The 14,210-nt window shown below is 41.5% G+C and carries 6 protein-coding genes; all 6 read left to right on the forward strand.

Annotated features, from left to right (window positions below; genetic code table 11):
- Positions 1-28: 28 nt before the first annotated feature.
- The 6 genes from E4661_RS10215 to E4661_RS10240 all read left to right on the forward strand — a co-directional run bounded on the left by E4661_RS10215 (position 29) and on the right by E4661_RS10240 (position 14,127).
- The gene (locus E4661_RS10215; protein WP_136466963.1) at positions 29-8,905 is read left to right on the forward strand and encodes a PKD domain-containing protein; all 8,877 of its coding nucleotides are present in this window, start codon (positions 29-31) and stop codon (positions 8,903-8,905) included.
- Between the two features lie 37 nt (positions 8,906-8,942).
- Positions 8,943-9,863 carry a PorP/SprF family type IX secretion system membrane protein gene (locus E4661_RS10220; protein ID WP_136466965.1) on the forward strand — a complete coding sequence of 307 codons (921 nt, stop codon included), beginning with the start codon at positions 8,943-8,945 and terminating at the stop codon, positions 9,861-9,863.
- Between the two features lies 1 nt (position 9,864).
- The gene (locus E4661_RS10225) at positions 9,865-11,814 is read left to right on the forward strand and encodes an OmpA family protein (protein WP_136466967.1); all 1,950 of its coding nucleotides are present in this window, start codon (positions 9,865-9,867) and stop codon (positions 11,812-11,814) included.
- Between the two features lie 159 nt (positions 11,815-11,973).
- Positions 11,974-12,513, forward strand: coding sequence for an RNA polymerase sigma factor (locus E4661_RS10230; protein WP_240751451.1), 540 nt, complete (start codon positions 11,974-11,976; stop codon positions 12,511-12,513).
- Complete coding sequence (locus E4661_RS10235; protein WP_136466969.1) at positions 12,513-13,058, forward strand: hypothetical protein; 546 nt, start codon at positions 12,513-12,515, stop codon at positions 13,056-13,058. Before E4661_RS10230 ends, E4661_RS10235 begins: the two co-directional genes overlap by 1 nt.
- Positions 13,027-14,127, forward strand: a complete 1,101-nt coding sequence (locus E4661_RS10240; RefSeq protein WP_136466971.1) for a hypothetical protein — start codon at positions 13,027-13,029, stop codon at positions 14,125-14,127. The genes E4661_RS10235 and E4661_RS10240 overlap by 32 nt, the downstream gene beginning before the upstream one ends.
- Positions 14,128-14,210: the final 83 nt, after the last annotated feature.

Consider the following 14,210-nt stretch of genomic DNA (forward strand, 5'->3'; position numbering starts at 1 on the left):
ATGTGGGATACAACCTCATTTCTAAACTATGATAGCACCGATAACCCGCCTAAAAAAAATAAATTTTCTGCTGTCTTTTTTCTTTGTGCTTGCCATGTTACAAATGGGCCATGCCCAGAATTGTTCTTTAAATGCGGGAGTACCTGAGACCATATGTGAAAATGTTGGAACATTTAATTTGTCAGGATCATCTTCTGGGTTGGTGCAGAGTGGACCTACTTGGTCACAGGTTGGCGGGCCATCCGTAATTATTGACGATCCTAACAACCTTTCCACGTTGGTAAATGGACTTGTGGGAGGAAACACCTATACTTTTAGATTGACTGGGGTTTGTACCGATGGAACAACCCAGTTTCAGGATGTGACCATTACAGTACAACCAATTACGGTGGCAGATGCTGGAAATGATATTGCTTCATGTCCGGATAATTCTGGAAGTATAACAACAAATGCCAATACACCACTTAATACTGGTGAGATAGGTCAATGGAGTATTGTTGGAAATAATAATGCAGGTGTTACAATAAATTCACCAAGCTCACCTACAACTAGCTTATCGTTGGCTGAAACAAATGCAGGAGTGACTACATTGCAATGGACCATTACAGGGCCTGATTACACTCCTGGCCAGTTTTGTGAGTCAAGCGCTACCATATCGATTACCAATTATGGTGGTGTTTCATTAGTTAGTGCAGGTCCAGACCAAAATTTGGACAATTGCTATGCGGTTACACAAACAACTTCAATGGCTGCAAGTTTTGGAGGAAACAATATCAATGGCCAAGTAGGAACATGGTCTTTTGTGAGTGGGCCTAATGTTCCGACAATTGCTGATGTAAACAGGAACAACACAGCTGTTTCTAATCTTATAGAAGGTTCATATGTTTTTAGGTGGTCAGTAAGTGGACCTTGCGTAACAGGAGAAGATACTATAACCATAAATGTTGCCGCTGCCACACAAGATATTTCGACAGCATCAATTCAAGATGACAATATCCGTTTTTGCGACGCAAGCATTACTACTGTTACGCTTGAGGGGTCACTTCCACAATTTACGGGAGAAACGGTTACTTGGACACAAACATCGGGTCCTGGAGGAGTGAACATATTAAATCCCAATTCTCCTACCACACAAATTTCAGGTCTGGATGGAAGTAGCACTTATGTGTTTGCATATACCATAGAAAACACCACTACACTATGTAGCGATACTGCCACCGCTACGGTTCGATACTCTACCAATCCTGTTTCCATTACGGCAAACGCGGGGAGTGATATTGTTGCAATATGCGGTGTAACCAGTGTGGACATTCCATTTACCACTACGGGTAATGGAGATAACACCTATAGTATTATTAATGGCCCCAGTGGGTCGGCTTTAGTGAATCCAGGTACATTTAATAATACAGGAAGCACTCCTTTAAATATTGATTTTGATGTTGAAGGAACATATACTGTTTTGTTCCGAAGAGCTCTAAGCGGGACTATACAAACAGGATGCGACGTTGCTACAGATGCGATTAACGTAACTGTTGCACTTACGCCTACCGCTTCTAATGCGGGAACCGACCAGAATTTGGCCTGTAATGTTACAAGTACAGATATAACGGGCAACACAATTACAATAGGAAATTCACTTTGGTCACAGATTAGTGGTCCGAACACAGCTACAATTGCATCACCCTATACCAGAACTACCAACGTTTCCAATTTAATACCAGGGACATATGTATTTCAATATGGAATTTCAGGGGGAAGTGCATGCGCTCCTGCAATGGAGGATACCGTAGAGGTTGTAGTGTCTTCCGACGCCCCAGTGGCTACTGATGCAGGCTTGGATCAGACCATTTGCTTTGGTGCCCCCACTCAGTTGGATGCTAATGTACCACCATCAACTAATCTAGTGGGGACTTGGACAGTAGATGCAGCGCCTGTTGGAGCAACCATTGTGTTTGCAGATGAGAATAACCCAAAAACCTTGGTCTCAGGACTGGATGACCCGAACGAAGCATACATTTTTCGATGGACAATAGATAATCCTAGCGACCCAACCTGCCCTAATCCAGGGACAGATACGGTTACCATATCAACAAATGCAACTCAAGGGCCGACTTTGGCGGATGCTGGCCCTGACCAATGTTTGGGAGCAGGTTCTTCAACAGTGACCCTGGCTGGGAATCAGCCTGCAGGAGATGAAATTGGAATATGGACAGCAGTTCCTTCTACAGGAATCTCCTTTGACGATGCTAATCAATTTGATACCGACGCGACCATCACAATTGAGCAGAGTTTTATTCTTACATGGACCATTTCAAAAATTACCCCGGGATGTCAATCCACATCTGATGAGATAGAAATAACCGTTGGAGCCAATGCTGTTGCGAATGCTGGTCCTGACCAAACGGCTTGTCAATCTGTTTTCATCATGGATGCTACAGGATCAGTTGGAAGCAGCGGGGTTTGGACCCAAGTTTCTGGCCCTGGAGGATACACTATTGATGATGATACCAGTCAAACCGCACAGATTACTTTTGGTTTTTCGGGACAGTATGTCTTTGAATGGACATCGAATAACGGTTCTTGTTCTTCGGATACCGATCAAGTGACCTTAAATGTGGGAATTCCTCCAACAACTGCTACGGTTACCACACCAACGGAAACCATATGTTCTTCAACATCTGTTGTTCTTGATGGAAATGTTTTTGATAACAATATTGAAACAGGATTTTGGACGTTGCTTTCAGGAGCACCCAATACTCCGACTTTTTCTGATATTAACGATCCCAATGCTTCGGTAACAGGATTGGTTTCTGGAACTTATACCTTTAGATGGACTATTGCAGGCGATCCCAATTGCCCTGCAAGCTTTGCGGATAAGACCGTAAACGTATTTGTTCCTGCGAATGCCGGTCCAGATTTGGAATTATGTCAAGTGCAGAATTTCTTGTTGGAAGCTACTTTTGGATCTACAGGAACATGGGTTCAAACATTTGGCCCTGGTGTTGGTTTTCCAGGTACTCCGGCAACAATTACACAAAACCCTGTCGATAGCAATGTCGCAGAGGTAAGTAATCTAGAATTGGGTAGGGTTTACAGGTTTACATTCACCACCAATTATCCTGGTTCCACAGGTTGTGGGAATACATCGGATGAAGTTCAGGTAGAATCAAGCGGTTTACCGACGATATTACCTGACGCCGGGCCAGACCAATTGTTGTGTTTGGGCGATTTGGTAGTACCCAATCAGACCACTTTGGCAGGGAATATGCCTCCAGATGATGTGGACGAGGCAACTTGGAGTTTTACGGAGCAACCTACGGGAAGTACGGCGATAATTACCAATGTAAATGACCCACTTTCAACAATTACTGGATTGACAGTTCCTGGGACCTATATTTTGGAATGGAATTTTGAATCAGGTTTTTGCTTTACCACTTCGGATGTAATGCGTATTGAAGTTTATGAAACTCCTTCTACTGCAGATGCTGGTCCCGACCAAATCAGTGCATGTCAATTAGATGCGCAGATGAATGCGGTTCCACCAACTTCGGGAACCGGAACTTGGACTTTTACAGTAGATCCTTCGGGCGGAGCGGCAGTAATAGATAATCCTAATTCACCGACTACAACAATATCAAACATCACAACTACCGGAACATATACTTTAACCTGGACCGTCGCTCATAACGGAATTACGTTTGTAGACAGTCCATCGGCATGTGACCCTTCTTCGGATACTGTGGATATTACATTTCCAGCAGATGCCCCTTCAACGGCAGATGCTGGTCCTGATCAAGAGTTTTGCGCCGCTACCCAAACCAACATGGCAGCAACTGCTATTGTCGTTGGAACCGGAACTTGGACACAAACTGTGGGTCCAGGTGTTGGAGGAACCCCAGGAACACCCGCTAATATAGTTTCACCGAACAGCGAGGCGACATTAATAGATACTTTGGAACCTGGCACTTATGAATTTACATGGACTGTGATCAACGGAGGTTGTACGTTTACGGATACCATGGAATTAGTCAATTATGCGGACCCTGGAAGTGCAGACGCTGGCCCAGATCAAAATTTAGATCAGTTTTCTTCCGTTACTTTAGTCGCTGTTCCCGCAACAGTGGGAGTGGGCACTTGGTCTCAAATTTCGGGACCTACAACGATTGGATTTGTAAATGAGAATGACCCAAATACAGATGTTTTTGGAGCTACCAATGGAACCTACGTCTTTGAGTGGAGGATTTCCAATGGCACTTGTGCAGATGTTTTTGATACGGTTGAAGTTGTCTTGGAAGGAATAGATTTGGAATTGAACAAATCTGTGCTGCCTACTTCGGCGAACCCAGGGGATACCGTAACCTTTACTGTGGATGTATTCAATAACAACGCTTCTTCAAGTTCGGATGCTACAGGAGTATCGGTTCGGGATGTAATTCCTTCAGGATATACTTTGGTCCCGGGAACAGTTAGTAACGGAGGTGTTTATAACGCTGGGGATTTGTCCCTTACTTGGTCAAACCTATCCATTACAAATGGAAATACGTTAAGTCTTACGTTTGATGCTACAGTTAATCCTTCTGGAAATTATGTAAACACAGCTGAAATTACTGCCAATGATATCTTTGATATTGATTCAACGGTAAATAATGGTTTAGCGGGAGAGGATGACCAAGATTCTGCGCAAGTAACCGTTACCATTACAGATCTAAACCTGTCAAAAGATATTAGTGCAGGGTCTAGTCTTACACCTAATGTTGGGGATACAGTCATTTTCGAATTGACGGTCAGCAATGCAGGTCCTGTTACTGCTACAAATATTATGGTGGAAGATATTGTGCCTTCTGGATTTACAATCGGAACCATCAATAATGGAGGGACGGCATCCACAGGAACTATCACTTGGAACATCGCTAGTTTGCCCGTAGGATCTACAACAGTGTCTTATGAAGCAACAATAAATGCACCAACAGGGTCGGCGAATGAATATTTAAATACTGCGGAAATCACATCCGTAGATCAATTTGACCCAGATAGTTCACCAGGGAATGATGATGGTGATCAGGATGAAGATGATGAGGATTTCTTCGAGATTACTCCACAGGTTGTTGATGTTGAATTAGAGGTTTTGGCCAGCAATACCATTCCAGATGTAGGTGATGTTGTGACCTTCACAATTAATTTAAGTAACATAGGAGCAGTAGTTGCTACTGGTGTTTCCATAGAAAATCTGGTACCAGCTGGTTTCGAAACCATAATCGGAATAAATAATGGGGGAACCTACAACTTTGGGTCAAGAACTATTACATGGACAGGTCTAACAATACCCGTAGGGACGAATACAACCATACTGACATTTAATGCAACTGTGCAGACTCCGGCAGGTGCATTGGGTGAATTCACACATATTGCCGAAGTAACTTTCGCCAATCAATTTGATTCAGATAGTACCCCGAATAACGATGATGGAGATCAAAGTGAGGATGATGAGGATGCCATAACATCGGCACCTGAACAAGCTGATCTTTCCTTGACTAAAATTGTGGTCGATAATGATATCACTCCAAGTGTTGGCGATGAGATAAGTTTTGAAATTACCATTTCGAATAGTGGACCAAGCGATGCCACTAATGTTGTGGTAACCGATTTACTGCCAACTGGATTTGATTTTGTGTTATATAGCGCTACAGCTGGAACGTACAATGACACAACCGGTGAATGGCAGTTAGGAACTTTAGCAAATGGAGCTTCTGAAACCTTGATTATTGATGTTTTGGTTAATCCATCTGGAGATTACGTCAATGTTGCGCAGATAACTGCTTCCGATGCTTTTGATATTGATTCAACACCAAGTAATGGAGCTTCTGCAGAAGATGATCAAGATGATGTCACGATAACGCCATCCGCCTTGGTAGATCTTTCATTGACGAAAAATGTCGATAACGCTAATCCGGTTGTAAATACAAATGTAATATTCACATTGACAGTAGCTAATTCAGGACCGAGCGATGCCACTTCTATTCAAGTTACCGACCTATTGCCATCTGGGTTTACCTATGTTTCTGACGATGGCGGCGGAAATTATGATGACACTACGGGAGTTTGGAATGTCGGTGCAATTGCAAATGGAGGAAATACAAGTTTGAACATTACTGCAACCGTAAATCCGACAGGCAGTTATACGAACATTGCTCAAATCACAGCGCAAGGCGAAACAGATAGTGATTCCACTCCAAATAATGGAGTTGCCGGGGAAGATGACCAAGACCAAGTGGTTATCAATGCTGCGCCATTGGTTGATATTTCGGTTACAAAAACTGCCGATGACTTAACTCCAAATGTCGGTGGTCAAATACAATTTACCGTAACCGTACAGAATGATGGGCCTAATAACGCTACCAATGTTGTGGTAACTGATCTCTTAGCATCAGGTTATGGGTTTGTGAGTGCCGTTCCGTCTACTGGTGTATATGAGTCCTTAAATGGGTCGTGGACGGTTGGAAATCTTGCAAATAGCGCATCAGAAACGCTTGTGATAACCGCTGATGTATTGGCAAATGGAGATTACACCAATATTGCAGAATTGACTGGTTTAACCGAAACAGATGTGGATTCCGCACCTTCAAATAATGATGATACGGAAGATGACCAGGAAACTATTGAGTCAGTTCCTGTTTTGGTTTCTGACCTGTTACTACGCAAATCGGTTAACATTTTAAGTCCATTGGTTGGTGAAGAGGTTATTTTCAATATCAGCATAACTAACAATGGACCAAGTGATGTCACTGGAGTCGAAGTGCAGGATTTGTTGCCTTCAGGATATACATACGTTTCTAATAACAGAACTGCCGGTGTCTATGATACTGGGACAGGAATTTGGGAGTTGAATGGCATAATTCCGAATGGTACCACAGAAACTATGAATATTGTAGCTATTGTGAATCCGGCTGGGGATTATTTCAATGTGACCGAAGTGTTCTCATCCAGTAATCTAGATCCAAATTCTACCCCGAACAACAACAATATATTTGAGAATGATCAAGATAGTGCGGGAACCACTCCAATTCCAACAGCTGACTTGGCTTTGGATAAAACCGTGGATAATGAATTCCCAGATGTGGGTTCCAACGTGACTTTTACCATCACTTTGACAAATGATGGGCCTAGTGATGCAACCAATGTCGTGGTTTCAGATGCATTGCCGACAGGTTATATTTATCTGTCCGATGATTCCGGTGGGACATATAGTGCTACAACAGGGCTCTGGAATGTAGGTACAATTGCTGGAGGAAGTAACGCTGTTTTGAATGTGACTGTACAGGTAAATACCTCTGGTGATTATAACAATGTGGCGGAAGTGGTATCGGCCATTCAACTGGACCCTGATTCAACTCCAGGAAATGGTAACCCTTTTGAAGATGATCAAGATGAGCAATCCGTTACGCCAAGATCGGTCACGGATATTTCAATAACGAAGTCTGCCGATAACCTAAGTCCTTCGGTGGGCGAAGAAATCGTGTTTACGGTAACAGTAACCAATTCTGGCCCTAATATAGCTACCGGTTTGGTCATTGAGGATGTGTTGGCTACCGGATATGATCTGGTTTCAGCCGTGGTCACCTCCGGAACCTATGATCAGAATACAGGAATTTGGGCAATTCCATCAATGGCCAGCGGTATATCGCAGACACTTACCGTCACGGCAACGGTACTTGCTTCGGGTGAATACAGCAATACTGCTGAATTGATTCGATTGGATACCTTCGACCCAGATTCGACCCCGGATAATCGTCTCAGTTCAGAAGATGATCAGGATTCGGTAGTCCCTGTTCCAAACGGACTTGCAGATCTTTCACTTACAAAAACAGTAAATAATGCAACACCGAACGTTGGGGATGTAGTTGAATTTACCATAAATGTCACAAACAATGGAGCCAGCGATGCAACAGGTGTAGTGATTACCGATATATTGCCATCAGGCTTTGCATATCAATCCTATGTTTCGACCGCAGGAACTTACGATGCCAACAGTGGAATTTGGAGCTTAAACGGAACCATATTTAATCAAAACACTGAAAGCTTAGTGATTTTGGCCACAGTTAATGTCCCAACTGGAGATACAGATGAATATTTGAATGTTGCTACTATTACAGCAAGTAATTTGGCTGACCCGGACAGTAATCCAAGCCAAGGAATTGATCAGGATGACTTTTCTGATAGATTAGCTGATGATGATGAAGCAAGCGTATTGGTCACTCCTCAAACAACCGATATTGCCGTGACCAAAACAGTCGATAATACCTCTCCCAATATCGGCGATCAGGTGGTATTTACCATTACGCTAACAAATCAAGGAAGCGTTTCGGCAACCAATATTGGTATTGAAGAAAAATTGCCTTCGGGTTATCAATTAATAACCTCTCAGGCATCAATAGGAGCTTATGATGAGGTGTCAGGATTTTGGGAAGTGAATTCCTTAGATGTACTAGGAACTGCTAGTCTTCAACTCACCGTGGAAATCCTTGATGTCAATGATTATCTAAACACAGCGAGTCTTGCTTTTGTGGATCAGTTGGATGTAAATCGAAGTAATGACTCGGACCAAGCCGTGGTAGAGCCTTCTTGTTTAACGGTGTACAATGAGTTTTCTCCCAATGGCGACGGTGTAAATGATCTATTTAAAATTGATTGTATTTCTCGATACCCCAACAATGTACTCAAGGTATATAACCGATGGGGCAATATTGTATACGAACAACGATCCTATAACAATGAATGGGACGGAACATCAAATGGACGTGCCACCGTGCAACAAGGAGATCAGCTACCAGTGGGTACCTATTATTATGTGTTGGACCTTGGAGACGGTTCAGCACCAAAAACAGATTGGTTGTACATAAATAGATAGAAGAATGGGCACGGAAACAGTGAAAAATATGCAACGAATGAAAAACCAATTGAAGTATACTTGTTTAACCGCATTGATGTTGGTCTGTGTCAACATTTTTGCTCAACAAGACCCTCAATTCACGCAGTATATGTACAACACACTAAATGTCAACCCTGCTTATGCCGGGTCTCGTGGACATTTAACAGCATTGTTGTTACACCGTTCCCAGTGGGTGGGCGTAAATGGTGCGCCAAATACGCAAGTCTTAGCTGTCGATGGCCCTGCTGGTAATAACGTGGGTCTTGGGTTGGTACTTTCACATGATGCATTGGGCCCTGCCTCAGAGGTTTTTGTGGATGCGAATTTCTCCTATACTGTTAAGTTAGACGAAAACAACAAAAAGTTATCCTTTGGTCTTAAAGGTGGAGGAAGGTTGTTCAATGTGGACTTTTCAAAAGGATTGACCGAGAATCCCGACATTGCGTTTCAAAACAATATTGCAAACAAGTTTTTTCCAACCATTGGTGCAGGGGTTTATTACCACACGGGTAAAACATACCTAGGACTTGCTGTACCCAACTTTTTTGCCCAGGATCACTATGATGGAGAAGAACAAGAAATTGCAGCGGAACGTTTGCATTACTATTTAATAGGTGGAAAAATTATAGACCTTACCCCAGATATAAAGTTTAAACCGGCCTTTTTCGTGAAATGGGTTCCCGGAGCACCGGTAGTTGCAGATATTTCTGCAAATGCTATGCTCAAAGAAACCTTTACGGCAGGGTTGGCCTACCGATGGGACGATTCCTTTTCGGCTTTACTGGGGATTCAAATTTCACCAGACTTAAGTGCTGGGTATTCATATGATTTAACTACATCAGACCTAAGAAGCTATACCAGCGGCACACATGAAGTATTTTTAAGATACGAGTTCAAGACCGTGGAGAAGCGACTAAAATCCCCCAGATTCTATTAAGATGAAAACCTTAAAAACCAACATACTAATACCACTTTCTTTTTTGGTGTTTACGGCTCACGCACAGCTCAATTATCAGAATGCAGATATCAATTTTGATGATATGATGTACATAAGGGCTGCTAAACAGTACGAGACCCTTGTTAGAAGAGGAGATGATTCCCAGCATGTACTTCAACGTTTGGGAGATGCATATTTCTTCAATACGGATATGGAAAATGCCGCTAAATGGTATGCTGTGCTGTTTTCCAAATATGAAAACGTATTGGAACCGGAATATATCTTTAGATATATCCATGCGTTAAAAGGAGTGAGAGATTACAGGATGGCAAAGGCAATTATGAAGATTCATTCCAAAAAACTTAAAAAAGGAGGTTATGCCGTGGCTCAATTTCAGGATAATGATGAAAGGTTGGACGAAATTATGAGTCGACAACCTCAATTTTACGTCTCTAATCTGGCCATCAACTCCCCAGTATCCGATTTTGGGACTATGTACTATAAAGATAAAATTGTCTTCTCTTCTAGCAGGGATTCCCTAAAATTGGAAACCCGCCTCTATGAATGGAACAGACAACCTTATTTAGACTTTTTTATGGCTGATACAAGTCATTTAGGGTCCGATTTGGCGGATGTATCTTCATTCTCATCCATATTGAATACACGCTATCATGAAGCAGGGGCCGCGTTTATTCCAGAAGGCAATGTAATTTACTTTACACGCAACAATTACTCAAATCAAACCTTGGGGGGAGATGATGAAGGAACCAATCACTTAAAAATATATACGGCAGAACTTCGTGGAGGGGAATGGACTGAAGCTGAGGAAGTATCTTTCAACAACGAGGAGTATTCCGTGGGGCAACCAGCCCTTAGTCCAGACGGAAGCAAATTGTATTTTGTCTCCGATATGCCCGGAAGCATCGGTAAGACCGATATTTTTGTTGTTGATATCTATCGTGATGGAAGGTTTTCGGAACCTAGAAATTTAGGTCCAACAATTAACACCAGTGGAAGGGAAATGTTCCCTTATGTGACCGAGGAAAAAATTTATTTTGCGTCGGACGGACATTTGGGTCTAGGAGGTCTGGATGTTTTTGAAAGTGATATGGGAAAAGAAGGTTTTGGCGAACCTAATAATTTGGGGATGCCTTTGAACAGCAATCTCGATGACTTTGCCTACATCGTGAACGAAAAAACACAAAGGGGATATTTCTCCTCCAATAGAGAAGGAGGTAAGGGAGATGATGATATCTATTCTTTCCAGCGATTGGAAGAAGCCTGCAAACAAACCGTAAAAGGTAGTGTGGTAAGGAGTGCCAATGCACAGCCCATAGTAAATGTCGATGTTGAACTGTTGACCTCAGATGGAACTTCTTTGGGAACAACAAGAACCGACCCTTATGGGGCATTCGATTTTGAAATTCCACTAGATTGTGAGACCACATACGCCATCAAAATAGGCAAAAAAGGTTTTAAGGCTGGAGGAGCAGGTTTTAGTACTTCGAAAATAAAAGATGAAGTCAATCAAGTGCCATTAGAGATTACCAAAGAGCTTAACAAACTTATCGTAAGGGAGAATGGAGTGCTCAAAATCAAAATTGATAATATTTATTTTGATTTGAATAAAGCGGACATCCGTCCTGATGCAGCCCAAGAACTTAACAAAATTGTTGAGGTAATGAAAGAATACCCCAAAATGGTTATCAAAATAGAAGCTCATACCGATTCAAGAGGTAGTGATCGTTATAATGAGAACCTTTCAGATAAGCGGGCAAAATCTACAGGGAGCTATATTATATCACAAGGCATTGATGCAAACAGAATTGAAAGTGCTGTTGGGTATGGTGAAAAGCAATTGCTTAACCATTGTCGTAATGGAGTTAAATGCTCAATGGAAGAACATGATACCAACAGAAGATCAGAGTTTATTATTGTTAAACTTCAATAACAGACCAATATAAACCATGCTTATGAAGACCTTCAATATAATATTGAAGGTTTTTTTGATAAAAATGGGTTCATGTGCAACCCTAAGAATTTTGATTTGTCTTTGGAATAGATGAATAAGAATTATTTTTAGCTGTCATTGAATAACCGTCCAGGATTTTTGGAAGCGAACATACGTTTTACACATCAAGCTTTAGTAGAGCAAAGCAAAGCAGGCGACAGAAATGCCCAGTACCAGCTGTATGGGCTTTATGTAGATGCTATGTTCAATGTGGCGATGCGATTATTGACAGTTCGGGAAGATGCTGAGGATGTGCTTCAAGAAAGTTTTGTGGAGGCCTTTAAAAAACTGGACACTTTTAGGTATGAAAGCACTTTTGGGGCATGGTTGAAACGCATAGTTATCAATAGAAGCATAAATCATTTAAAGGCCAAACGACTTTTGTTGTCCTCTTTGGAAAATGAAGGTGAGCCTTTGGAAAATGAAGAACCTGAGGCCGTATCACAACTGGAGATAGAGAAAATTAAAATAGGCCTGGCGCAATTGCCAGAAGGATATAAACAGATAATAACGCTGTATTTGATCGAGGGATATGACCATGTTGAAATAGGTGAAATATTGGGAATATCAACATCGACCTCCAAATCGCAGTATCACCGGGCCAAAAAGAAATTGATTCAAATTGTAAATGAACTGTAATGGACAATTTTGAAAAATATATAAAGGAAAACAAACAAGCTTTCGATGTCCATAAAATGGACAAGGACAAGCTTTGGGGCAACATATCTGCCCAACTGGATGAAGAGGAGAAAGGTAAGGTAATTCCATTGTGGAAATCATATAAACTTCGTGTGGCAGCCTCTATTGTGTTGTTGATTGGCCTCTCTGTTATAGGGCTTTTTCTCGCAGGCGAGCCTACTTCACAAGGTATTGAAGGCTATGCCAATGAAGAACTCTTTGAGATTGACCTTCACTATAAAAATTTGGTTTTTCAACAAGTACAATTGGTGCAGAACCATCCAAAGCTGAGCACGGAGGACAAGGAAGAGTTTTTGTCCTTTATGGATGAACTGGATGAGGAATATGAACAGCTAAAACTTGAAATGCAGAATAATTTGGACAATGAGCTGATTTTGGAGGCCATTGTAAACAACTATAAAAAACGTATTGAATTGATTGAGAATTTACTCAAACAAATCAATGCTTCTAAAAATGAAATGGATTATGAAGGGTATGTATTATAAAAGGATAACGCTATCGATATTATGTTGCCTTTGGATGCTGTCGTTGTTCGCACAAAGTGAGCGTTCAAAGCAATGGGATGGCAGTTATGATTTTCCGACCACTGGGACAGTTCAAATTGAGAACAAATATGGAAACATATCCATAAATGGCTGGGACAGGGAGGAATTGAAAATTTCTATTTCCATGACGGTTACGCACAGGAAGGATGAGAATGCAAAGAAACTTTTGGATAGAATTCAACCGCAAGTAAACCAAGCAGGGGATTTCATCCGGATTACCTCAGAAATTGCAGAAAGAAGCTCCAGCATTTTTACCAGATATTTTAACAAAGCCAATCCTTTTGATTTTGATAAATCGAATATTCAGATTGACTATGAGATATACATGCCTATTAATGCAGAACTCAATATCACAAATAAATTTGGAGATATAATTATAGGAGCTTGGAAAGGGGACTTGGATGCTAATCTGCAGCATGGTGACCTATGGGTCAATGATGAAATATCCACAGCGAAAATAGACATGCGTTTTGGGAAATTGAACTGTGGGAATTTGGGTTACGGTAATATTAAAATAAGTAACGGTTCCATTGATGTGGACACCGCACAGAAACTTAAAATAATCAGCAGTGGAAATGAAATACGTTTGGGTGAAGTGTCCAAGTTGGAACTTTATTCCAGCAAAGATGAGGTGCATTTGGAGCGTGTGGGAAGTCTTCGGGGTGATTTTAAGTTTTCAAATGCTGACATCTCAAGTGTGGATTCCGAGTTGTTTTTAACCCTTAGAATAGCGGAAATAGATATCCATAAAATATTGAAACAAGATGCGGAAATTGACATTGTTCAAGAATCTTCTGAGATAAATATGGATGTTTCAGGCCTTTCATTTGATTTTAAGGCCACTTTGGAACAAGGTTTGTTGCGAGTTCCCAAAACGTTTGCCAATGTAAATACAGATATGACCAATGCTGGTCGAAAAATAAGGGAGATTTCCGCCACATATGGAACAGAACCACGAGGTGATTTCTCTATCAACGGAATAAAGGGAGTAATTATAATCTCCGACTAGTAATCAATAAAAAAACAAAAAAAGACTATTTACGTGCAACCTTTTACAATTGCGCTTGTCTTTAACTCGACAACCTAATCAAA

Origin of the sequence: Flagellimonas onchidii, from assembly GCF_004804315.1 — a bacterium.
Classification (GTDB): domain Bacteria; phylum Bacteroidota; class Bacteroidia; order Flavobacteriales; family Flavobacteriaceae; genus Flagellimonas; species Flagellimonas onchidii.

Excerpts from the sequence above, each read along its gene's own strand:
- E4661_RS10215 (WP_136466963.1), top strand. The coding sequence starts at position 29 with ATGATAGCACCGATAACCCGCCTAAAAAAAATAAATTTTCTGCTGTCT.
- E4661_RS10220 (WP_136466965.1), top strand. The coding sequence starts at position 8,943 with ATGAAAAACCAATTGAAGTATACTTGTTTAACCGCATTGATGTTGGTC.
- E4661_RS10225 (WP_136466967.1), top strand. The coding sequence starts at position 9,865 with ATGAAAACCTTAAAAACCAACATACTAATACCACTTTCTTTTTTGGTG.
- E4661_RS10235 (WP_136466969.1), top strand. The coding sequence starts at position 12,513 with ATGGACAATTTTGAAAAATATATAAAGGAAAACAAACAAGCTTTCGAT.
- E4661_RS10240 (WP_136466971.1), top strand. The coding sequence starts at position 13,027 with ATGAAATGGATTATGAAGGGTATGTATTATAAAAGGATAACGCTATCG.